This is a genomic window from Treponema saccharophilum DSM 2985 (genome assembly GCF_000255555.1).
Taxonomy (GTDB): Bacteria; Spirochaetota; Spirochaetia; order Treponematales; family Treponemataceae; genus Treponema_D; species Treponema_D saccharophilum.
Window position 1 is genome coordinate 19,522 of record NZ_AGRW01000049.1, and the last position, 23,918, is coordinate 43,439.

Annotated in this window: 15 protein-coding genes and 2 tRNA genes; 4 read left to right on the forward strand and 13 right to left on the reverse strand. The window is 57.5% G+C overall.

What is annotated here, in order from left to right:
- Nucleotides 1-17: 17 nt before the first annotated feature.
- The 12 genes from TRESADRAFT_RS08435 to TRESADRAFT_RS08490 all read right to left on the reverse strand — a co-directional run bounded on the left by TRESADRAFT_RS08435 (nt 18) and on the right by TRESADRAFT_RS08490 (nt 17,556).
- Nucleotides 18-818, reverse strand: coding sequence for a hemolysin family protein (locus TRESADRAFT_RS08435; protein WP_002704762.1), 801 nt, complete (start codon nt 816-818; stop codon nt 18-20).
- A gap of 30 nt (nt 819-848) precedes the next feature.
- Nucleotides 849-1,349 carry an rRNA maturation RNase YbeY gene (gene ybeY / locus TRESADRAFT_RS08440; RefSeq protein WP_002704763.1) on the reverse strand — a complete coding sequence of 167 codons (501 nt, stop codon included), beginning with the start codon at nt 1,347-1,349 and terminating at the stop codon, nt 849-851.
- 33 nt (nt 1,350-1,382) lie between these two features.
- Entirely contained in the window at nt 1,383-3,134 is a 1,752-nt protein-coding gene (locus TRESADRAFT_RS08445; RefSeq protein WP_002704765.1) for an HD family phosphohydrolase, read from the reverse strand.
- 3 nt (nt 3,135-3,137) lie between these two features.
- The gene (locus tag TRESADRAFT_RS08450) at nt 3,138-4,154 is read right to left on the reverse strand and encodes a PhoH family protein (RefSeq protein WP_002704767.1); all 1,017 of its coding nucleotides are present in this window, start codon (nt 4,152-4,154) and stop codon (nt 3,138-3,140) included.
- 56 nt (nt 4,155-4,210) lie between these two features.
- Nucleotides 4,211-7,528 carry an LPS-assembly protein LptD gene (locus TRESADRAFT_RS08455; RefSeq protein ID WP_002704769.1) on the reverse strand — a complete coding sequence of 1,106 codons (3,318 nt, stop codon included), beginning with the start codon at nt 7,526-7,528 and terminating at the stop codon, nt 4,211-4,213.
- Nucleotides 7,525-10,413, reverse strand: a complete 2,889-nt coding sequence (gene uvrA / locus TRESADRAFT_RS08460; protein ID WP_002704770.1) for an excinuclease ABC subunit UvrA — start codon at nt 10,411-10,413, stop codon at nt 7,525-7,527. The genes TRESADRAFT_RS08455 and uvrA overlap by 4 nt, the downstream gene beginning before the upstream one ends.
- Before the next feature lie 63 nt (nt 10,414-10,476).
- Nucleotides 10,477-12,402 carry a hypothetical protein gene (locus TRESADRAFT_RS08465; RefSeq protein WP_002704772.1) on the reverse strand — a complete coding sequence of 642 codons (1,926 nt, stop codon included), beginning with the start codon at nt 12,400-12,402 and terminating at the stop codon, nt 10,477-10,479.
- Between the two features lie 102 nt (nt 12,403-12,504).
- The gene (locus tag TRESADRAFT_RS08470) at nt 12,505-14,901 is read right to left on the reverse strand and encodes a hypothetical protein (RefSeq protein ID WP_002704774.1); all 2,397 of its coding nucleotides are present in this window, start codon (nt 14,899-14,901) and stop codon (nt 12,505-12,507) included.
- A 79-nt stretch (nt 14,902-14,980) separates the two neighbouring features.
- Nucleotides 14,981-15,466 (reverse strand): hypothetical protein, encoded by a 486-nt coding sequence (locus TRESADRAFT_RS08475; RefSeq protein ID WP_141607276.1) that lies wholly within the window; start codon nt 15,464-15,466, stop codon nt 14,981-14,983.
- A gap of 125 nt (nt 15,467-15,591) precedes the next feature.
- Nucleotides 15,592-17,175, reverse strand: a complete 1,584-nt coding sequence (locus tag TRESADRAFT_RS08480) for a WD40 repeat domain-containing protein (RefSeq protein ID WP_002704779.1) — start codon at nt 17,173-17,175, stop codon at nt 15,592-15,594.
- A 198-nt stretch (nt 17,176-17,373) separates the two neighbouring features.
- Nucleotides 17,374-17,446, reverse strand: a tRNA-Glu gene (locus TRESADRAFT_RS08485).
- A gap of 39 nt (nt 17,447-17,485) precedes the next feature.
- Nucleotides 17,486-17,556 (reverse strand) — tRNA-Gln (locus tag TRESADRAFT_RS08490).
- Nucleotides 17,557-17,777: 221 nt separating this feature from the next.
- On the opposite strand from TRESADRAFT_RS08490, the gene TRESADRAFT_RS08495 reads away from it, so the two are divergent.
- From TRESADRAFT_RS08495 to TRESADRAFT_RS08510, 4 genes are all read left to right on the forward strand, one after another.
- Complete coding sequence (locus TRESADRAFT_RS08495) at nt 17,778-17,951, forward strand: 4Fe-4S binding protein (RefSeq protein WP_002704780.1); 174 nt, start codon at nt 17,778-17,780, stop codon at nt 17,949-17,951.
- 163 nt (nt 17,952-18,114) lie between these two features.
- Nucleotides 18,115-19,506, forward strand: a complete 1,392-nt coding sequence (locus tag TRESADRAFT_RS16705) for a M23 family metallopeptidase (protein WP_050985067.1) — start codon at nt 18,115-18,117, stop codon at nt 19,504-19,506.
- Between the two features lie 30 nt (nt 19,507-19,536).
- Nucleotides 19,537-20,586, forward strand: coding sequence for a hypothetical protein (locus TRESADRAFT_RS08505; protein WP_002704785.1), 1,050 nt, complete (start codon nt 19,537-19,539; stop codon nt 20,584-20,586).
- A 460-nt stretch (nt 20,587-21,046) separates the two neighbouring features.
- Nucleotides 21,047-23,587 (forward strand): penicillin-binding protein 1A, encoded by a 2,541-nt coding sequence (locus tag TRESADRAFT_RS08510; protein WP_002704787.1) that lies wholly within the window; start codon nt 21,047-21,049, stop codon nt 23,585-23,587.
- Here the strand turns inward: TRESADRAFT_RS08510 and TRESADRAFT_RS16045 are convergent.
- A complete protein-coding gene (locus tag TRESADRAFT_RS16045) occupies nt 23,558-23,893 on the reverse strand; it encodes a hypothetical protein (RefSeq protein ID WP_141607280.1) in 336 nt (111 codons plus the stop codon). The two genes, TRESADRAFT_RS08510 and TRESADRAFT_RS16045, sit on opposite strands and share 30 nt — an antisense overlap.
- Nucleotides 23,894-23,918: the final 25 nt, after the last annotated feature.

A 23,918-nucleotide genomic window follows, 5' to 3' on the forward strand; every position in this document is an offset into this window, starting at 1 on the left:
GAAAATCCGCGTTCTCATCAATTATCGTCAGTTTTCGCCTCGGTCTTCTTAATTACTTTCAACAAATTGATGCGGTGCCCCTCCATTTTCTGCACGGTGAACTCGAAATCGCCGAATTCAGCGCGCTCGGAGACGGACGGGATGCGCCCGAACAAATCGAGGACGAAACCGCCGAGCGTGTCCAAATCCTCGGTCGGGAAATCGGACGAAATCGTCTCGTTCAGCTCCTCCAGATTCACGCGCGCGTCGCAAATCCACGCGTTCTTGCCCGTCGAGACGACGAGCTCGTTCTCGTTGTCGAACTCGTCCTGGATGTCGCCGACAATCTCCTCGATGATGTCCTCCATGCACACGATTCCTGAAACGCCGCCGTACTCGTCAATCGCAATCGCTATGTGGATTTTCCGCCGCTTGAATTCGCGAAGGAGGCTGTCGATTCTCTTCGACTCGGGCACGAAATAAGCCTTGCGGATTATGCCGCGCAAATCGACGCCTTCCTTGCGGGAATACGCCTTTATGATGTCCTTGACGTAGAGCACGCCCTCAACGTTGTCTATCGACTCGCTGTAGACCGGGAAGCGCGAATGGCCGCTCGCCGCGACTTTTTCGAGAAGCTCCTCCTGCGGCGTGTCGATGGAAATGAAATCGACGTCGATTCGAGGAATCATGACTTCCTTCACGGACGTCTCCGAAAGCTCCTCGACGCCCTTTATCATGTCCTTCTTCTCCTCCGTCAGCATGGAGTTGTCGTCGATTTTTGCGTGCGGCTCCTCGCCATGAGAATCGCGCTTCTTTTTTCCGAAATTGAATAGTCCCATTTTCCGTTCCTGCGATAAAACCGATGAAATTCAGATAAGCCTCACGGACGCGAACTCCGCGAGGACATCCTCCTGAAGGCGGAGCATCTCGTCGGTCGGCACGACGCCCGGCTCGACATGCGCGTCCCCGTGGTCGTACCCGTTCAGATGGAGCGAGCCGTGGACGAGAAGGCGCTTGAGCTCCTCGTCAACGCCTACGCCGAAATACGCCGCGTTTTTCGGTAGCGTCTCGAAGCTTATGAGCATGTCGCCCGCAACGAGCCACCGCCCCTCGTCGTCCTCGTACTCGTCGCCGTTCTCGTATTCGAGGATATCCGTCGGCGCGTCGATTCCCCTGTCGTTCCTGTTGTATTCCCGTATGAAACCGTCGTCGCAGAAAAGAACCGACACCTCCTCGCCGTCATAGCCGAGGCGAGAAAGGACGCGCGACACGAAATCCTCGATTTTCCCCGATTCGGCAAGGTCGAAGAACGCGGCGTTGCTTTCGTCGCGCTCGATGTCGTCCTGCATGGAAACCAAAATCCTGTTCATTTTTCCTCCAAAAAAAATCAAAGCAAACTGCCGTCAGCCCTGCTCCGGCTCATTCCCGCCGGAAACCTGGGCGGAGCCTTCCTCTTTCTCTTCCTTTCCGTCGCCCTCATCGGGGTCCTTCTGGTTCGGATACTTGGTGCGCGAATGGTAGTGCCCCGCGAGAACCTGCACGAACGACTCCTTTATGAGCGAAAGCTCCCCGAACGTAAGCCCGCATTTTTCGAGCTGGTGCCCCGCAACCTTCGCGTCGATAAGCGTCTGGATGAATTTCTCTATGCGGGAGACGGACGGCTTGTCGAGGCTCCGGCAGGCGGCCTCCGCAGTGTCGGCAAGCATGACGACGGCGCTCTCCTTCGTGACGGGCGGCGTCCCCGGATACGAGAAATCGGTCTCGGACACGCTCGGGTCGATTTCCTTCGCCTTCGCGTAGAAATACGCGATGACGCTGTTCCCGTGGTGCTCGGCGATTATGTCGATAACCTGCGACGGAAGATGCATTTTCCGCGCCATCTCCACGCCCTTCTTCACGTGGCTCTTTATTATGGAAGCGGACATCGACGGGCTTATCGAATCGTGCTTGTTCTCCCCGTTCGACTGGTTCTCCGTGAAGTATTCCGGCTGGTCGAGCTTTCCGATGTCGTGGTAGAAAGCCGCGACGCGCGCGAGGAAGTGGTTCGCCCCGATTTCCCGGCACGCGTTCTCCGCGAGCTGCGAGACCATCATGCTGTGGTTGTACGTCCCGCTCGCGTTTATGAGGAGTTTCCTCAGGACGGGGGAATTCGCCGTGTCGCTCAAATCCATGAGGCGGAAAACGGACGCCGTGTTCATGAGGTTCTCGAGCGGCGTCAGCAGACCGAGGACGAGGATTCCCGATATGAAGCTGTTGAGCACGACGCCCGCGAGCACGAACGCGATGTCGGAGAACTTGTCGTTGAAAATCACCTTGAACACGATGACGAAAACAATACCGAGCGCGGACTGGAGAAGGGACGCGAACACGATGTCGATTCTCTTCTCGATTTTGCGGACAATCCGAGCGGAGGAAAGCCCAGTCGCGAACGTGAACAGCGCCGGCACGACCTCGAACCCGCCCGCGCCGAGAACGCCCGCCGCAAGCACGACGGAATACAGGAAAGCCGATTTCTGCCCGAAGAGGATTGCGACGAGAAGGAGCGCGAGCACCGACGGAATCACGGGCACAATCCTGAACGGCGACTGGAACGCAATCGCCCGCGCCGAGAACGTCATGAAGAAGAACGTCAGGAAGAAAAGCACGCACTCAAGCACGAGCTCGCGCATCTCGGCGCGCTTCCCCAAAATGACGGGGCTGAAAAGCACAATCCAGAGCGCGCACACCAATATAAGGAAGAAGACGACGTTCCCTATCGAGCGGTAATCGACCTGCGTCGGCGAGTCGGAAAGTTTCCGGAGCTTCAGCAGCGCCTCCTCCGTCACGGGAAACCCCTTCTTCACGATTTTCTCGCCCTCGATTATCTCAATCGGGTACATTTCCGTAGCGCGCATCGTTTTCGGCGCGACTATCGTCTCGAAGGCAATCTGCCCGACCTCAAGCTCGCCTGCCGAATACGACACGACGCTCTCGCCCCTGTTCGCCCCGAAATACACCACGGCGGAAACAGCCGCAAACGTCGCGAACGCGAGCACGAACCGCGCCCAATTTCTTTTGAGGAAAACGATGACGGGACGGACAATCCCGAACGCATCCCCGTCGTCATTCCGCTTGCTGATTTTTTCCGCTATCGTATCCCCGTTCGCAGCATCCATCGCTCAGCCCTCCTTGTCTCTGAAAGCGCCCTGCCCAGGAAAACGCTCCGCGGCATCAGCCTCGTACGCGGCAACGATTTTCCTGACGAGCGTCGAGCGCACGACATCCGTGCCGTCAAGCTCGACTATTCCTATTTCCGGTATGCCGCGCAGGATTCCGAGCGCGTGGACGAGTCCGGAGCGCTGCTTTTTCGGAAGGTCGACCTGCGTGACGTCGCCCGTTATAAAAACCTTCGCGTTTTCTCCCATCCTCGTCAAAAACATCTTCATCTGCTCAGCCGTCGTGTTCTGCGCCTCGTCCAGGATGACGACGCAGTTCGACAGCGTGCGCCCCCTCATGTAAGCGAGCGGCGCGATTTCGACGATTCCGCTCTCGACGAGCCGCGCGACGACATCGCGCGGAAGGCAGCGCCCCATCGAGTCGTAGAGCGGGCGGAGGTACGGGTTTATCTTCTCCTCGAGGTTCCCGGGAAGGAAGCCGAGGCTCTCGCCAGCCTCGACAATCGGGCGCGTGAGGATTATGGACGAGACGCGCTTCGACATCGCAAGGCGCAGCGCCTCCGCGACGGCGAGGAACGTCTTTCCCGAACCCGCAGGCCCGACGGCAAAAACGAGGTCGTGGCTTCTGAAGGAGGAGACGAGCGAGGCCTGGTTCGGCGTTTTCGGGTAGACGCGGTGCGTTCCGCCGGGAATGCTTATCGCGCAGTCCCCAGCATTGAAAGGAACGCGGGAATCGGAAGCCCGCCTTCCCCATCCGACGAAGCCGGTGTTGAGTATCGACTCAAGCAGGTCGGGGGAGCATTTTCCGCCCTCCGCAATCTCGTCCGTTATTCTGTCTATTATGAATTTGAATTTCCGGTGAATGTCCTCGTCCTCCGCCTCAACTGAAAGCTCGTTCCCGCGTGTGTATACCGGAGTGCCGAGAAACGATTCTATGCGCTTGAGGTTGCAGTCGTTCGTCCCGCAAACCTGCGAGAGAACATCGGAATCGGACAGGACTACTGTAAAGACCTTTTCCATGTGGCTTCCATTGTACCCCAAGAACGCACTTCCAACAATCGCAAAGGGACGGAAGGCTACGGGTTCAGCTTCCACTCGCCGTAGTCGTCGACAATCTGCGTTTTCATGCTCGACAGCGGCCGCCACGACACGCTGAACGACGCGTAGGGGCTGAAATCGTAATGCGCGGGCGAGCTGCTCGTCGCCGAGACGTATTTCGGGGAAATCGAAAGCGAGAAGCTGAAATCCCAGTCGTCGAGGTCGTGCGTCGCCGTCACGCTGATGCTTTTCATCTTGAACGCGCTCGCCTTCCTCTTCTCGTCGGAATCGAAGCGGAGCGAGTCGACCAAATCGCGGAAAATGCTCCGCTCGCCGTTGCTCCCGTAATAGAAGTCGAATTCGTCGTCGGCACAGAAATAGCGGAAGATGCTGCTGTTGCGGCTTTCCGCGCTGAACGACAGGTCGAGGAATTCGCTGACCTTGAACGTCACCCCCGGCTTGAACACCATATAGCTGCTCGTCGGGCGGAGGAAGTCGTAGACGATGCTCGCGGAAAGCGTCGGCGCGAGCGCGATTCGTCCCGCCATCCACTTGAACGAGCCAGACGAGTTCGTGTACGCGAGCGAAAGCTGGTACGGCTGGAAGCTCTTGTCGTCGCTCGAATTCGCCTTCCATCCCTTCCGCGACGTTATCGTCCCGTTTGCGTCGCGGACGACGTTGAACGTATACCCCGCGACGTAGCTTGCCGTGTACGAAAGCTGCATCCCGTACCCGGAAAGGGAGAATTTCAGCGACTCGTGCTCGCGCTCCTCGAAATCGTATATATACGACTGCGTAAATTTGAGCTTCCCGGAAAACGCGCTGACGGAAAGGGACTGAGACAAATCGTCCTTGACCCAGTAGTGCCACTCCCCGCTGCCCGTATTCTCGGACGTGTTCTCCTTTATGCCGCCTGACGCCGAGAATGTGACGAACGGAAACGAAAGGGAAAGCGTCCCCTTGTACGCGTCGGGCTGGGGGCGCAGCGTTGACGAGAGCGTGAAGCTCTGCGAAAGCTTCTTGTCGAATTCGGTGGCGGCGAGCGTCGCGGACAGGGTGTGCGCCGTCACGCAGTCCTCGCTCCAGAGCTGCATCGTCAGGTATTCCCACTCCGGCTCCTCGTCGTCCTCGCTTATATACTTCGTCTCAATCATCTTGACCGTCGAATTCCACGAGATTGCGGTGTTCGCGAAATGCTCGGTATAGCAAAACGGCTTGAGCGTGAGCGAATTCGTGCCCGTCAAATCGAGCTTGCGCGCCTTGTAGTCCGCCGTCATTATCGACTTTCCCGACGTCGTCATGTTCCCATCGTCGTCGTAGTAGTAGCCGCTCAGATACGGGTGCTTCTGGTAGACGGGGTTGAACGTGAACGAATTCGACATCGAGAAAAAGCTGTCCCGGAATCCGAGCGCGCTCGTGAGGACGACGGGCGACTTGACTTGCACGTACGTCGACTGCATGTCGCTCCACGAAAAATCGTCGGGCGTCGCAATCTCCGAGGCGAGGTACGAGAACTGCGAGGAGAAATCCGGCGTCACGGTGTAGCCCAGGCTGTACGTCAGCCCGCTCACCGCCGTCGTCGAGAACGACGGGACAGAAAGGAGCGGGAGCGCGGATTCGGGGAGCGCTGTCTTTTCCTCGCCGCCGGAATCGTCCTTTTCATCCTCATCCGCCTTTTTCTCATTCTCCTCCGCCTCCGGCTCCTTCTTACGGTCCTCCTCAGTCTTGAATTCGTCGGGAAGGGAAAGCTTCGGCGCTTCGGATGATTTTTTCTGGGTCTGGGACGCGGGAATCTTGACGAGCGTCCCCGCGACTTTCGCCGTGACCTTGAAAGGGTTCACCTGCGACGGGTAATAGAATTTCCGCTCGGGCGTGTACGTCGCCCACGTCTTGTCGGCGCTGTATTCGTCGCGCTCGGAAAGCTTGGAGTTCGCCTTTGACGAATAGGTGACGGACGAGGAGAAACTCGATATCGAAAGCGACGATATGAACGGCGAGACTGATTCGGGAAGCTTGAACGTATGGCTCCCGCTCAAATTCCACGAGAACGAAGACGTCTCGGTCACGTCGTCGTCGTCATCGTCGTCGTCGGAATTCCCGCCGCTCATCGCGTAGTCTATCCAGTCCATCGACTCGACCCTGTCGTCGAAATCGTAGACGAAGAACGGGTCGGAATAAATCGGCATGGAAAGCGTGAGCGAGAACGGTTTCGCCATCGTCATCTTCAGGTTCGTCCGAAAGCGGAACGGCGCGCGGAACCCCATGAAATTCGAGCTGTCGGAAATTTTGTCGCCCGCGTCGTTGTACGGGAGATACGTTCCCGACGAGCTTTTGAAAACCGTGTTCGAGAACGCAATCTCGGCGCTCGCGGCAAGGCTCGTCACGTACGTTCCAGGAACTAGATTCATGTCGAAGCCCGTCATGAAACCGAGGTTCGCGTAATAGTCCGCCATTATCTTCGCGTAATGCGCCGTGTCGCCCTTGAAATCCTCGTCGAGGTTGTGGAGGACAAGCCCCTCGCGCACCTGCTTCTTCATCGAGGACGTGTTCATCAGGCTGAAGAAATTTATCTTGTCGTCGTCGTCGCTGTCCGTCGTCGCCGACGAATTCGTCTTCCGCCCGAAAATGTACGTCGTCGTGTTGACGAAATACCCCGTCCGCGCCTTGTGCCCGAACGACGGGTTGAAGACGAGCTCGTCCTTGGGATAGTAGAACGCCGGAAGCCACAGAAGCGGAACCCTGCCGACGAAAAGGACGGCGTTGAGGAATGCGAATTCGCCGCCGGGAAGAAGCCAAATTCTTGAGGCGAGAATCCTCCAGTGCGGGTTCTCGTCGTCGCAGAAGGTGAGGTTCCCCGACTTGAACGCGATTGTCCCGCCCGAGTCCCGCCCGAACACGTCCGAGGCGACGATGAGCGTGCTCCCGCTCGGCAGGTTGAGCGCGTCGCTCGACGTCTGCACCGCCCGCCCGTTGTCGAAGACGCCCTCGAGCGTCGCCGTGTTGAACAGCAGCGACTCCGCGGTGACGGTCTCACCGCCCGAGGCATCCCCGGACGACTGAGCGAGCGTCACGTTTCCCTCCGCGAAAATCATGTCGTTCGCGCGGTTGAAATTTATCCTGTCGGCGGAAATTCTCGTCGTCGTCCCGCCGCGGCTCACGCTCACCTTCACGTCGCCGGTCAGGACAATCGTGTCGCTCCCCGCATCCTTGTCCTTCCTGTACTCGGTTTTCTGCGCGGACTCTATCTTTATGACGGACGTGCCGTCGTCGGCAGGAAGCGGAAGGCAGAGCAGGAGGAGTGAAAGAACTGCGAGGACGCGCGCGCGCGAAAAAGACCGTACGCCCCGGAAAATCAACGCGTGCCGTCCTTTTTGCAGAGCCGCCGGAGCATCTCGTCGACGTATTTTCCAGTGAACGAGCCTGTCTCCTTCCAGCGCGAGGCGACCTCCTCCGGAGTCCCCACATCGACCACGGAACCGCCGCGGAACCCGCCGTCTGGCCCCAGGTCGATGATGTTGTCCGCCTGGCAGATGACGTCCAGGTTGTGCTCAATCATGACGACGGTGTTTCCCTTGTCCACAAGGCGCTGGATGACGTCCATCAGAACCTTGACGTCGGCAAAGTGAAGCCCCGTCGTCGGCTCGTCGAGGATGTAGAGCGTACGCCCTGTGCTCGGGCGGGCAAGCTCCGTCGCGAGTTTCACGCGCTGCGCCTCGCCGCCCGAAAGCGTGAGCGCGTTCTGCCCGAGCTTTATGTAGCCGAGACCGACGGATTTCAGCGTGCCGAGCTTTCGCGCGATGTGCGGGATTGACGCGAAAAATTCGCATGCCTCCTCGATGGTCATGTCCAGCACGTCGGAAATCGACTTCCCCTTGTAGCGTATGTCGAGCGTCTCCTTGTTGAATCGCTTCCCGTGGCAGACGTCGCACTGGATGAAAACGTCCGGGAGGAAGTTCATCTCGATGGTTAGCGTTCCCGCGCCCTGGCATTTCTCGCATCTACCGCCCTTCACGTTGAAAGAGAAGCGCCCGCCTTTGTACCCCCTCGCCTTCGAGTCGGGAAGCGACGCGAAAAGCTCGCGTATGGAATCGAAGACGCCGGCGTACGTGACGGGATTCGAGCGCGGAGTGCGTCCTATCGGGCTCTGGTCGATGTTTATCACCTTGTCGATTCCGTCCGTCCCCTCAAGCCCCCCGAATGCGCCGACTGGATATTCGGTCCGCATGAGCGCGTTCGACACGGCGGGATAGAAGATGTCGGAAAGCAGCGTCGATTTTCCGGAGCCGGAGACGCCCGTTATGCAGGTGAACGCGCCGAGCGGAATCTCGATGTCGATGCCCTTGAGGTTGTGCTCCCGCGCGCCGCGGATGAGAATCGACTTCCCGTTCCCCTTCCGCCTCTCCGCGGGAATATCCATCGCAAGCTTCCCCGAAAGGTACTGCCCCGTGACGCTCTCCTCCACCTGCATCACCTGCTCCGGCGTCCCGGACGCGACGACGTTCCCGCCGTGGACGCCCGCCCCCGGCCCGATGTCGACGAGCCAGTCGGCGGTGCGGAGCGTCTGCTCGTCGTGCTCGACGACAATCACCGAATTCCCGAGCGAGCGCAGGTAGGTCAGCATCCCGATGAGCCGCTCGTTGTCGCGCTGGTGAAGCCCGATGCTCGGCTCGTCGAGTATGTACATGACGCCCGTAAGTCCAGAGCCGATTTGCGTCGCGAGCCTGATTCTCTGCGCCTCGCCGCCGGAAAGAGTCCCCGCCGCGCGGTCGAGCGTGAGGTAGTCGAGCCCGACGTTGTTGAGGAACGAAAGCCTCGCCTTGATTTCCTTGAGGACCTGGCGCGCGATCGCCTCCTCCGTCTCCGTAAGGGAGAGATTCTCGAAGAAGCCGATGGAGTCCGCGACGGAAAGCGCGCACAGCTCCATTATGTTCTTCCCGCCGACGGTAACGCCGAGCGCCTCCGGGCGGAGCCTGCTTCCGTGGCAGCCCGTGCATTCGGAGACGGACATGAACCGCTCCTCCATCTTGGCGCGCTGAGCCTCGCTCCACGCCTCGTTGTGCCGCCGCCTCATCTCCTGGAGGATTCCTATCCACGGGCGGTTGTATTCACTCATGCCCTCGCCGCTCTGCTTCCGGTACACCCAGCGGATGTTCCTGTCAGGGATGCCGTTCCACAGCGCCGAGAACTGCTCCTCGGAGAGGCTGGAAAGCGGCGAGTCGAGCGAGAAGCCGAATTCAGCAGCAATCGCGCCGAACATCGCGGCATTCCACTCGCTGTCGGGATTGAAGAACGGGAACGCGCCCTCGTTGAACGAAAGGGAGCGGTCGGGGAAGATTTTCTTCTCGTCCCATTCCATCTTCTCGCCGATTCCCGTGCATTCGGGGCACGCGCCGAACGGGTTGTTGAACGAGAAAAGCTGCGGCTGAAGCTCGGGAATCGAGATTCCGCATTCGGGGCAGGCATTGTGCTGGCTGAAGAAAACCTCCTCCTCGCTGTACCCGCGCTCGCTCGAGTCGGGAATGCGCCTGAGGACGACGACGATTCCGCCGGCAAGGGAGAGCGCCGCCTCAACAGCCTCGGCAATCCTGTTCCGCGAGTCGGCCCGGACGACAATCCTGTCGACGACAATCTCAATCGAATGCTTCTTCTGCTTGTCGAGCTTTATCGAATCGTCGAGGTCGACCATCAGCCCGTCAATCCGAGCGCGCGCGAAACCGCTCTTCTTCGCGTCGTCGATTATCTTCTGGTGCTCGCCCTTCTTCCCCCTGATGACAGGCGCGAGGACGGTTATGCGCTCGCCCTCGCCCCAGCCCATTATCGAGCCGATTATCTGGTCGTCGGACTGCTCGTTTATCTCGCGCCCGCATTTCGGGCAGTGCGCCTTGCCCACGCGCGCGAAAAGGAGGCGGTAGTAGTCGTAGATTTCCGTGACGGTGCCGACGGTCGAGCGCGGGTTGCGGTGCGTCGTCTTCTGCTCAATCGATATGGCCGGAGAAAGCCCCTCAATCAAATCGACGTCCGGCTTGTCCATGCTCCCGAGGAACTGCCTCGCGTAGCTTGAGAGGCTTTCCATATACCGGCGCTGCCCCTCCGCAAAAAGGGTGTCGAATGCGAGCGATGATTTTCCGCTGCCGCTCAGACCGGAAATCACGACGAGCTTGTTCCTCGGAATGTCGAGGCTGATGTTCTTGAGATTGTGTTCGCGGGCGCCACGAATCGAGATTTTCTCGCCCTGTACCATGTTGATGTTCACGGCCGAATTATACCGCAAAGCCGCGCAGGTTGGAACGCCGGAAGCGGCCGCTCAATCGGTTATCTCGACGACGGCGGAGAAGATGAATTCCTTGCCGGGAAACGCCGCCGACAGCGCGGAAAATGTCGCGATGTAAATGCCGTCGTCGAGAGAGCTGGCGTCGACCGTCCATACTTTCGTCGAGGTGTCCCACAGCTGGGAATACACAGGGGCATCATCCGTGGACTTCCTTATCGAGAGCGTGACGGACGAGTAGCTTTTTGCGGAAGGAGAAAGCTCCCACCGCAGCGTCCCCACCGACGATTTCGAGACGGAGACGAACTGCCCCTCATCGCACAGGCGGCTGAGCCCGGAAGCATCCTCCGAAAGCCCGCCGAAATAGACGTTCCCGCCGGCATTTCCCCAGCCGTACAGAATAACGTCGCCGTCCGCCCAGTCATATGCGGAAGAGCCGTCGTCGGAAGCGTCGTACTCGCCGACAAGGTAGAGGTTCGCGTGACCCGTGTAGGGAACAGGCTGGCCGACATCGCCGACCGGGTACGCCTCGCCCGTTCCCGACGAGACGCGCCACGACTTCCACAGCGGCGACGACGGAAAATCAATGGGAACGCCGGACGCGCTCTGGCTTTCATACGAGGAGACAATTCCCGAATCCGTCATATACGAAAGCCTGAAGACGTTTATTCCGCCCGAATCGAAATCCCCGTAGACCCAGGCGCTTTTTCCGGCATCGCCCACGGAACGGATTCTCGCGATATACCGCCGCCCGAGCTGGAGGAAGAAGCGCGCCCTTGTGCTGTTCCGTTTGAGCGAGTACGAATCCGGGGAAAAATCGGCGCTGTTCCCGAAATATCCGTAATAATGGGAGATGTATTCGGAATACGATTTTTCGTCATACACGTTGACGTCGTTTCCCGCGTAAGACGGCTCGGAGACGGTGTCGTCCCACGACGCGTCGTCGGACACATCCGGAATCATCAGCATGACGCCGTCGAGATTCGAATGCCACGAGCTGACGTCGGCAAGCTCAATCTCGAACCCCGTCTCGTTGTCCGCGTCGTCGTTCCAAGAGAAAAAAGCCGTGTAGTAGTCGGAATCGTCGTTCGCTCCTGAAACGGAGACGGAAAAAGACGAAGGCGACGACGGGATTCTCTCTATTACGTTCGGGACGGAAATCTCTGCCGACGTCGTCCTGTTCGGCACGATTGTTATGTCGTCGCTCCACTCATACTGCGTCCCGAGCCGCGCGTTGGCGAACCTGACGATGAAATCGTATGCGCCGGGCATTATCTCCGCGCCGCCGAACGAGAAGCCGCTCAGGTGCAGCGCGTCCGAAACATCGCTCGGGTAGCTCAGACGATACGGGTTTTCCGTCCCGACGGCAACAGGCTTTCCCGTATTCTTGTCATAAATCCCGACCGTCACGGACGCGTTCCCGTCGGAAAAATCCCATCCGTCCGGAAACGCCCACGACGAGTCCATATCGACCGAAACAGTTCCCTTCGCGGAAAGCGAGGCGGAATCCAAATAGAAGAGGATTTTCCTCACGCTCCTGATATCCGCGATTGTCGCCCCGGAAAGGACGGCTGCGGACTTCGCCTCATTTTCCGACGGTGACGAGAGATGAGAGGGACAGGCATAAAGGACGAACCGATACACGGACGGTCTGAATTCGACCGATGCGGTCGCCTCCGTCTGCGATATGTATGAGAGGCTCACGGTGCCGTAAAACGAATATCCGCTTGCCGACGAGCTGAGCGTATCGATGTAGAAAAGGTAGTATTCGTATCCGCCGCCGTCAAACGCCGACGGAAGTATGGACCGTCCCCCGCCGCCAATTTCCTGCGACGATGTGACCCCGACATCGACTCTCGCGACGACTTCGCTTCCGGGGCAAATTTCCCCGTCGGGAAAATCCGTGCAGGAAAAAGAGAAAAATATGAATGCTGCGGCAAAAAAAAGGACGGCTTTTCGCATTTTTTAAATAAGGTGCCGCCGGCAGTAGCCGGCATGGCTTTTCCCCCGCAAAGGAAGCGCGCGCCCGAAATGGTTCCGGACGCGCGCCTTTTTTCCCGGCGGTTAGTCGACGAGGTCAATCGTCAGCGTGTACTTGTACTGCTTGTTCGGGTACTTCTTGCTCGTACCGATGAGGTAGCACTCGTATTTTCCGGGCTTGAACGGCTTCACGTTGACATCGAATGCGGCCGGCGAGGCGCTCCATGCAGGCGGCGTGGCGGTATCGTCATAAGTCGCGTTCGTGCGCACCCAATCCACGCTGTACCCCTTCTCGCCCGATTTCTGGCTTGTGCTCCTGATTACGAGCGAGACGTTGTCGTACTCCTTCGTGGACTCCTGGAGCTTGAACGTAATCGTTCCCGTCGTGCTGGCCGATACCTGAACGTACCCGCCGCTTTTGCAGGTCTCATCGGAAGCAGTCGTGTCGCCTTCCTTTATGTAGTTGAGGACGACGTCGCCATCATCCCAGTTGAACGCCGTATAATCGGCAATCTCGACATTGAGCGTCGAATCGACGGCGTAGCTTGCGTACAGTTCAAGATTGTCGTGACCGGTATAGGCATCAGGCTCGTCCCGTGTTGCCGGAGCAGTTCCCGTCACCGTAACCGGATACCAGTTTCCTGTCGGAGACACGCCGTTTCCTTCGTCGTTGCCGCTTTTCAGAAGCCACCTCTTGAATTTGCGGGTTCCGCTCGGGTCGGTCTTTATGAGATTGAGAACATCTTCCTTCTCAGTTCCGTCCGTTCCGAGATACTTTGACTTCGCGGAATTTCCGTCCGGGTTCATTATGTACTCGCCCGACGGGTCGCCTGTCGCACCGACGTGCTGCGTCTTGTAGACGACATCAGAGGCGTCATCAGCAAGGGCCGTATACGTTCCCGGCGTCGCAGCATCCTCATCTCCGACAAGCTTGCCGTCCATGAGGTTGTACGTGATTCTGAACCTGTTCACCGTGAACGCGCCTTCGTCGAACACGTTCATCGTAAGCGCCGTGGCGGCAGTCGCGCGGACCGAATAGTCCGTGTTCGTAACCGTTATCGACGACGTCGCGTCGGGGGCGTTCGTCGCGTCCTCCGTGAATTCGATCGTACCCGTTCCGTCGGCGAATCCCGTCTCATACGTTCCGTCGGCTTTCTTCGCGGGAATGTGCAGGTAGGCGTAGTCGCTGTACCCGACATCGTTCTGCGCGCGGATTCTCGCGAGGTATCTCTTTCCAAGCTCGAGAAGGAACATCGCGTTCTCGTTGTTCTTTATGAGCGAATATTTTCCGGGGTTCGGATTGTACTGGCTCTTCTGGTACGCTTCCCAGTCGTACGTGACGGGAACGGGGTTCGTGTATGAGACAAGCGCCGAACTCCAGTCCGAATCGCTGGCGGGAATGGCGGACGTCACGTATGACGTGGCATTTCCCTGCGTATTGTCGACATTGTCGGATACATCGACGAGGTCAATCTCGAACGAGCGCTCGTTGTTCGAGTTGTCGGACCACGCGAATTCGGCATAGTAGAAAGCGGCATCCTTTTCCAGCGGGTCGGCATACGCCACGAAGAACGAGCTCGGGGCATCAGGCTTCTTCTCAATGACCTCGGGGACGAAGACGTTGCCGTCCGTTTTCTGGTTCGGGAGGATTATTATCTCGTCGCTCCATTCATAGCTCTTGTTATTATTCGTCGTATCGGTGAACGTGACGACGAAGTTGTAGCTTCCGGAATCGACAGCCGTAGACGAGCCTCCGAACGCCGCGCCTTCGATGGCAGATTCCGCCGCGAGCGGGCTTGTCGAGATGAGCGACTTCGGGGTCGCGGTCGGATAGACGAGCGAGTTGTCAACCTTCGAATAGATTCCCGCAGTCACCGTATATCCCGCCGGAACGTTCCAGAGGTCAGTCGTCGAATTCTCGTTCGACGAATAAATCGCGAGGTCGACGGTTCCCTTGCCCGTCGCATTCTCGGCAGTCATATAGAACGAAATCGTGTCCGCATAGCGCAAATCCGCGTTCGCGTAGCCGATGAACATCGCGTTGTTCTTCGCGGTCGTCGAGTTCGATATCGCGGCGCTCGCCGGAACGCAGTACAGCGTGAACGAATAGACCGACACATCGAACGTCTTGGTGAGCGTTCCTTTCGTAGTGCTTCCCGTATCGGCGGTGAAAGCGATTTCCTCGGGATTGCTGACGGGCGAATTGCTCAACGTGCCCTTGTACTCGAGATAGAACTTGACCGCGGTGTTGTCGCTCGCATTGACCGCCTGCGGAAGTATCGTCCTTGACGCGCCGGACGCGCCCGGGAACGTAAGCAAATCGCTCTCGGACGTCACGTTCACCGTTATCATCTTGCTCTGTGCCTGAGCGGATTTATCGGTGACATCGCCGCTGACGACGCCCGAATCATTGAGGTCGGAGCATCCGGCAATCAGAAGGGCGATTCCGGCAAACGCAGAAAGAAGCCTTGATTTTTTCATATTATCCTCCATTTTTTCTTTGGATTTTTACGTGAAAGGGCTGAAGCCCGCTTTCCCCGACAAAAGCGCGGGGATTTTCTCAAAAAATGTAGTGCTTGTAGACCACTACGGAACATGAATCCTTGTAATCAGCACCTCCTGTGTCCCTTATCTGCAAAACGAGCTTGTAGACGTGATTCACCTCCAGCCCGGAATGGGGAATATAGACGACAAATTCACGTCCGGTGTTTTTCCCGTTCGCCGTCATCACGGCGACTTCCGAATAACCGTCATCCAGGTCGTACATCGTCCATGAATACCTGACGACATTTTTTGGCGGGGCAGCCAAAATCAGCGAGGCATCCTCCCAAACGAAATATTCGTCGCGGAGCATATCGTTCTCGTCGAACCCTGGCTCCCCGGGGGACAGAATCTCCGTCGATTCGGCATCATCCGAAAGAGTCAGGCTGACTCCCGTATACGCCCCGTTGTACTGCTCGACCATATCCTCCATGCTGTTCCCGCACGACAGGAATATAAAGAGAAAAAATGAGAATGCCGGAGCGACAACAAAAGTCCGATTCATATTCCCGTCCAGGGCGGAATATCCGACGCCCGATGGGCCAACGCCAAAAACAAAAGAATCCCGACCATTACAACTCCTTCAACCCGCGTCAAACGCGTCCGGCAAATCCGCAAAACAAAATCCCGTCATTTTTTCATGAACAGCCTGACGGGAATCGCCATCCCGAGCTTTCCCGCGAACACGAACCCAAGATTCGTGTCGTATTGGGCGGAAAAAGAAAAACGCGCCCATCTCCAGCTCGCGCCCACCGCCACATCGACGAACGCGCTCGGATAAAGCCTCCCGAAGTGGGCGTGCGCGAAACTGTTGTTGAACAGCATCCTCGACGCAAGCCCGAGCGAAAGTTCCGAAAACACGCTGAAACGGTGCTCGATGTTGTTGTAGACAAGCCCCATCCCGCCGTATCCGAAAAGCAAATAATCCGTCGGGGGCGCGATGCTGTTCCCGCCGACGAAATACGTGTACGGGAATTCCCCGCTCGGGCTTGCCTTCCCCGCACCGCCGCCGCAAAGCCAATATCCGGGATAGCGGAAATAATTCCTGTACGAGAAATCCACGCTCTCAGAAAAACCGTACCAGTCGGTCGACACGGACGAAAGCCCGAGCGACACGGAAAGCGCGTTTTCCGGGGTCAGCGCGTCAAGCTCGCTCCGCGGCGGCTCCTCGTCGGCATCATAGGCAGAAAGCGCGGAAACGTCAAAAACAACGACGCGCCCGTCAGAAAGGCTCGCCAAAAGCGCTGTTCCGTCCGGGCTGTACGCAAGTCCGCTCACGAGTACGCCGCTTCCAGAAAAAGCCTCGTTCAAAAGCACTTTCCCGTTTTTGACGAGGAACACCTTGAGCCGCCCGCTCCCGAGCCCCGCCGCGACCATTTTTCCCTTCGGCGAGAATGCGGCGGCGTTTCTGAATTCCCCAGAGTCATTGAGCGTCGCGATAACCGAATAATCGACTATCGAAGTCACAGTCAGCGCGTTCTTCGCGGCAACGCTGAGGAAAGAACGTCCGTCCGGAGAAAATGCCGGGCTTATGCCGGAATCTATCACCGTCTGGAATTCGCGCTCGACATTCCACGTACGCGCATCAAGGAGGCTCACGACGCCGCTCTCCGACGTGACTATGAACCGCGACGAATTGCCGACAGCATCGACGGACACTATGGGCGACGCAAATTCCGCGTTCCGCCTCATCATGAACTGGTTCGTCTCCATCAGCCTGAAATATTCGTACAGATTCTTCCCGTCAATCGGAATAATCACGGAATAGCTGCTGTCGAAGAATGCCGCCCCCCGAACAGGCAAATCGGACGTCCCCTTTATGACAGTCGAGCTCTGGCTGTCGTCGAGACTCGTCACCGACACGGAATTGTCGCTCCAGACGGCTATGAGCCATTTCCCGTCACCGCTGAACCTCATCGAAAGGACGGAGCAGTCGCGTTGCTCCAGATTCCCGCCCGCCCCCGAAAGAGAGCCGTCACCACCGACGACAAAAGACATGACGGGCTCCCCGCCGTCCCCCGGAACGGACCACAGCCGCACATACCCGTCAATCGCCGCCGCAAAAAGCGACCCGTCAGGATTCCACGCGACAGCCGACGCGGAACGCTCCGCACGCGCGACGACACGGCTCCGGAACGATTTGGGCGAGCAACATGCAATAAGAATGAACAGAAAGATAAATGAAAATAGCGATATCCTGACTTTTCCGCGCATCCTTGCACCACTCAAAACGACAAATGAAATCCCTTTCAGATAAAGTTCAATTTCGCTTCAATATAGCACAAAAAGAAATGGTTGTCAGAAAAAAAGCGCCATAACGAAGGGTCATTTTATTGAAGGAAAACGGCGCTCATATGAAAAAAAATACGTGGACAAAAAAAATCCCGGTTGCTTAACCGGGATTTTTAAGAGCGGTCCCTACGGGAGTTGAACCCATCTCTCCGCCTTGAGAGGGCGGCGAACTAAACCGATATTCGAAGGGACCAAAGTTTTCAAGGCTTCAAACTTTCGTTTTTCAACCGAGTTCCCCAAGGAGGATTCGAACCCCCACAATCAGAACCAGAATCTGAGGTGCTACCATTACACAATCGGGGAATAAGGAACTTTATTTTTATCAAGCTCGCTAGCAGCGTTGCTTGATGTATGAGAATATACATGATAACTTTTTTTTCGTCAACACCTTTTTGAAAAAAAATTATTTTTTTTCATTTTTTTTGTTAGCACAATCTAATTCGCTTTTGTCCTTGGGCAAAATATCTTGTTTTTGGAAAAATCTGATGATACAGTTACGGAAACCATTTAAGAGAGGTACTAACATGGCATACAAAATCGATGCAGGCACATGCGTGAACTGCGGAACGTGCGAACCCGACTGCCCGGTCGGAGCAATCTCAGAGAACGGCGGACACCGCGAAATCGATGCGACAAAGTGCATCAGCTGCGGAACGTGCGCTTCTGAATGCCCGGCAACGGCAATCTCAGAGGCATAAGGGAACACTCCCGAATGCGAAAAGCCCCTGCACAGCGGAATACAGCCGCGCAGGGGCTTTTTTTTGCCCGGACGGAACAAAAGGAGCCGCGCACGGGACGGCTTTTTAAAGTGCGCTTCAGCAAGGCTTTTTTTTTGCCGCACGATACATTACACTTTTCCGCATGATAAAAAGGATTGCAGAAGGATACGGAAAAATGCTCGGCGCGGCGGCAAAAATCATCGCGCTTCTTTCGGTGTGCGCGCTGCTCGGTCTTGCGATAGTCTTCCCGCTGTGGAAATTCGCCACGAGCGCGCCCCAGGCCTACACCGCGGCAGTTCTCGCGCTCATGGCGGCGGCTGCTGCGGTCGTCTGCGCGAGGCGGATAAAATCGGCTGGAATACGGAAATTCCTCAAAGGGCTTTTGCGGATTGCGGTAATCCTCTGCGGAGCGGCGGCGGCGATTGCGCTCGTAATCGCGGGAAAACGGATTGCAGCCATCCCGGTCGCCGCGGCTGCGGTCGTCCTCTACGGGATAATCTCATTCGGCGGCGGAAAAACGGGGAAGAAGACCGGGAAGATGACCGCCATAACGATTATCGCGGCAGCCTCGGCAGGCTTCCCGCTGTTCGGCGACGCGGCGGGATTTCCCTCGGCGGACGAGATGTTCAGATTCGTGACGACGGGCGAGATGATTCGGATAATGAACGCGAAGTACACCGCGCCAAACCCGAAGGCGGACGAGGAGACGAAAAGCCGCATGAAGGCGGAGAACGAAGTCTTCCAGAAATACGAGAAAAAGCGCGAGAAGGCGGAGCGGGCGCAGCGGCGGAACGAGAACCCCGCGCTGGAATTCTACCTTTACAAAATAAAGAAATCGGACGTGGAGAAAGGAAAAGGATTCACGCAGCTCGCGGCAAGCCTCGACCAGAGGCAGGGAACGCTCGCGACGGTCAACGGCATCGAGTGCTCCGACGACATATCGGAGGGGATGGATTTGGTACTTCCCGTGTCGCAGGGGCTTTTCGTCCCGTTCGAGCCGCGGAACGAGCTTGAGATTCTCATCGCGCAGGAACTTTCGACGCAGCCGCAGGAAGGTTCCGTCAACGTGGACATAAACGGAAGGAAATACAAGTTCTTCCCCGGGAAAAGCTTCTCGGGAACGGCAGTCGCGTTCTTCCACGACAAGGGGATGCAGCTGCCGCTCAGCCGGAAAGTCCTGACATCCCCCTTCGGCTACCGGACAAGCCCCATTTCCGGGGAATGGAAATTCCACGCGGGGATAGACCTCGCCGCCCCGGTCGGCACGGACGTGATGGCGTGCAAGGGAGGAACCGTCGCGGGCATCGGCCAGATGAATTCCGTCTACGGGAATTTCATAACGATTGACCACGGCGGCGGAAAGACAAGCGTCTACGCGCACCTGTCGAAGATGTCGGTCGGAAAGGGCGACAAGGTCACGCGCGGGCAGAAAATCGGGGAAGTCGGGACGACGGGGATGAGCACGGGGCCCCACCTCCATTTCGAAATCCGGGAGAACGGAAATCCATCCGACCCTGGAAAATTCATAAAGTAGCGCGGGCTGCGGGGACACAAGGAAGTGCCGATGGAACGTTTTTCAAAAGCAGTCAAGGCGGCGGCATTCGCGGCGCTGGCGGCGGTTGCCGTGCACGCGGAGAATTTCAAGGTCGGGGAAATCCGCGAGCTGAAGCTTGCGGAGGCAGAGTCGACGGCGACGGTGAGCGCGGGCGTGAACGACGCGCTCCGCATAAGGCTTCCGGACGACATGACCTACGTCTGCGGCATCGAGCTCAACATGAGGATTCCCGAGACAATCGCGGCGTGGAGGGATTCGGTGGCGTACTCGCTCTACGAGGACGTGGCGCGGCAGAAGGGAAGCTCCGAGCTGAAGGGCAGGCGGCTGTCGTTCGCGACGATACCCGGGCGGCTGTCGCTGAACGTGTACGTCCCTCTGACGGACGAATTCAACATAAAGGACAACCCCTACTCCGAGCGGATTCCCGTCATGCCGAAGATAATCGACAACTCGGTGTTCTTCCGCTTCCAGCTCGTCATGGAGGACGTTCCCGAGACGTTTGCCGGGGCGATGATGGACGTGACGGCAAAGGCAGTCCTCATCGACAAGGGCACGCTGAGCCTCACGGTCGAGCCGGCGAAGCAGACCGACCTTCCCGTCCTGCGGTCGCAAGGGGACGGAAGCAAATCCGAGAAGAAGAACGCCAAGGCGAAGCCGAAGGACGGGAAGAAATTCACCGTGTACATAGACGACAAGCCGATAACGTCGTTCCGCAACGTCCTCCTGGACACGGGAGAGCACCACGCCTCGATAGTAAGCGACTCGTACAGGAACGAGCTGCGGACATTCGTAATCGACAAGGCGAGGACGACGAACCTTTCGGTGGAGCTCCGCGGAATCGAGCCGACGCTGATATTCGTGTGCCCGGTGAACACGCAGATATTCTTCGACGAGAAGCAAATCGAGAACCCCAAGACGGCGTTCATAATCGAGCCGGGCGAGCATTCCGTGAAGATGGTCGTCGGCGACTACGAGATTGTGAAGACGATTTCCGCCGTCAACGGGCGCTCGTATACGATGAGCCTGGACATAGATGCGAGCATATACGAGGAGAAATAGCCGCCTTTCAATCAGGATTTCCGGATGTCCAAAATCTCTAAAGATTTCACCGCACCGCGACGACAATATAAAAGTCAGGCAATCAACAATCCCCTCCCACCCATTGATGCCTGATGCCTTGGAAAAAGGCTCGGCCGACTGCGAAGTCGGCTTTTTTATTTTTCCATGCACGCTCAGCAGCTCTATAGATGGCGTCCGCCATTAGAACCATGCCCCTCAAAAAACCGACAGAGTCTTGCAGATAGCGGCGTCATTCCGAACTTGTTTCGGAATCCATGCACAAACGCCCGCTCCGACCAACAACAGCTAACGAGCGTTAATGGTCAAGCGGGCTCCACAGGGAAGGCACGCACCGCGTGCCGCCAACGCCCGCTCCAACCAGCAAGCGCATAACGCGAGCCAATGGTCAAGCGGGCGCGGGCGCGTTGACACAAAAAATCGGATTTCGTATTCTTTAGAAATGAGCAGAATCAAAGCGTCCACGGCGGTCCTGATGGCAGGGCTTTTTTTATTCTCCGCAATTGTCGGAGCCGCACTCGGAGTTGCGCTCTCGCAGACGAAATACGTAATAGACAACGAGAATTTCACGGAATTCACGACGGCGCTTCCGACGAAGCTCCTCGACATAAACGGCGAGCTCATAACGGAATTCGCGAGCGAGGAGAAAAGGGACATAATCAGCATAAAAAAACTCCCGCAGCAGATGATTGACGCGCTCATAGCGCGCGAGGACAAACGGTTCTACAAGCACGAGGGCTTCAGCCTGCTCGCGCTGTTCCGCGCCGTGTTCGGGAAGCTGACGGGGCACAGCATGGGCGGCGGCTCGACGCTGACGCAGCAAATCGCTGGAACGCTCTACTGCGACCGCTCCGACATGTCAATACACAGGAAGCTCGACGAGCTCTGGTGGGCGGTGCAGATGGAAAGGCGGTACACGAAGGACGAGATTCTCGAGCTGTACCTCAACAAGATTTATTTCGGCGCGGGAACGTATGGCGTAAGCGCGGCGAGCAAATACTACTTCGGGCACGACGCAACCGAAATAACGCCGGCGGAGGCAGCCATCCTCGTCATCCAGCTGTCGAATCCCGCCCTCATGAACCCGTTCGACTACCCGAACAGGGCGATGGACAGGCAGCGGGACGTCCTGAACAAGATGGTCGAGCACAAATTCATAACGAAGGAAGACGCGGACGAGTCGTTCGAGGAGTATTGGGCGACGTTCGACTACTCAAGGACGAGCGCGGCGGCGACATTCACCCACGACGACAAGGCGCCGTGGTTCAGCGAGTACGTGAGGCGCGAGCTTGGCAAGATGATTTACGGAACAAACGACATCTACACGTCCGGCTTCACGGTGAACACCACGCTCAACCTCAAGAACCAGATTGCGGCACAGGACACGATGGAGAAATACATCGCCATCGCGAACAGGAGCTACCAGCGCTCCTCTAATTCACGGAAAAACCAGGCGTTCAAGATTTACACCCCGATATCGGAGATGCTCTCTCTTCTCTACGGGCTGAGCGGAATCAAGGTGTCGGAGCAGAGGCAGGAGACAATCGCGCTGTCGACGTACACGAACACGATAAACCCCGTAATCGACGTGATGAGCCTCATGTTCGGGATGGACACGCTCAAGCTCGGCATCGTCAACCGCTCAAACGCGGTGGCGAAATCGAACATAGGAAAGACGACGATAGAAGGAACGCTCGTCGCGCTCGAGAACAACACCGGATACATAACGGCGCTCGTCGGCGGAAGCAAATTCGACAGCGAAAACCAGTACATACGCGCGATTCAGGCGAGAATACAGCCCGGCTCGTCGTTCAAGCCGCTCTACTACAGCGCGGCAATCGACTCGCTGAAATACACGCCGAGCACGATAATCTCCGACACGCCGATTGTATTCCACACCGCAGACGGAAAGCCGTACATCCCGCAGAACTTCCGCGGCGAATGGAAGGGCGACGTCGAGCTGTGGTACGCGCTCGCGCATTCGATGAACATCCCGTCGGTGAAAATCCTCGACGGAATCGGGTTCGACGCCGCAATCGAACGGGCTGTCGCGCTGCTCGGAATCTCCGACGAAGAGCTTCCATCGAGGGCGTTCGTCCCCGGCTATCCGCTCGGGCTCGGCGTCTGCTCCGTCCGCCCGATAGAGAACGCGCGCGCATACGCGATATTCGCGAACGGGGGAAAAGAAGTCACCCCGATTGCCATCAGGAACGTCCAGGACAGGAACGGGAACATATTCCTGAACCCTGAGCACGACGTCCGCGCGGCGCAGCAGGCAAAGGGAGCCGCGGCGCAGATAATATCGCCTCAGACGGCATACGTCATGACGCAGCTTCTGCAGAACACGGTCAAATCGGGATCGCTCGCCTCCCCCACCGCCAACGGAACGAAATTGCGGTACACGGACGCGAAAGGGAAAAAATACACGATACCCGCGGCAGGAAAAACGGGAACGACGCAGAACTGGGCAGACGCATGGACGCTTGCATATACGCCCTACTACACGGCGGCAGTCTGGTTCGGGTTCGACAAACCGGGGCAGTCGCTCGGACTTGAGCTTACGGGCTCGACGCTCGCAGGGCCGGCATGGACTGAATTCATGAGAAAAGCGCACGAAGGTCTTCCCTACAAGGATTTCGCGCGCCCGGCAACAGGTGTCGTTCAGGCGACGGTCTGCTCCGTAAGCGGAAAGCTTCCGACGGAGGAATGCGGAAACCACAAAATTTCGCTGTGGTTCCTCTCCGGAACGCAGCCGACGGAGCACTGCGAATACCATTCGTCGACATCCGCGCCGAGGACGCTCGCGGTGTCGCGGCTCGAACAGGAGCTTTTCGGGGCAGGTTTTGCGAGCGACCTTCTCATCACCGACGACGCGCCTCTTTCGTTCAACTTGGACGACGAAGATACAGAGCAGAACAGCGGAAATTCCGCCTTCGACTTCGACTCGGCAGAATCAATCGACAGGAATTTCCTTCTGGACTAGCGGCTCGCTTTGTTCCATCGGGTCGTTCGCTTTTCGTAGCGAGCCGGTGCGGAACATCGTTCCGCCCATTTCAGTGCCTTTCCCTTCCAGGAAAATTTTCACTTCCAGCGGCGCGGATTTGTTCCGGCGGGTCGTTCGCTTTTCGTGGCGAGCCGGTGCGGAACATCGTTCTGCCCATAAAAGTGCCTTTCCCTTCCAGAAACAATTCCGCTTCCAGCGGCGCGGATTTGTACTGTTCAACGCCGATAAAACAACACGGAAAATGGAGAACGCATAAAACGCTCCGGACACAAAAAAACCTCCCATGCGGGAGGTTTCTCTTATAAAAAAG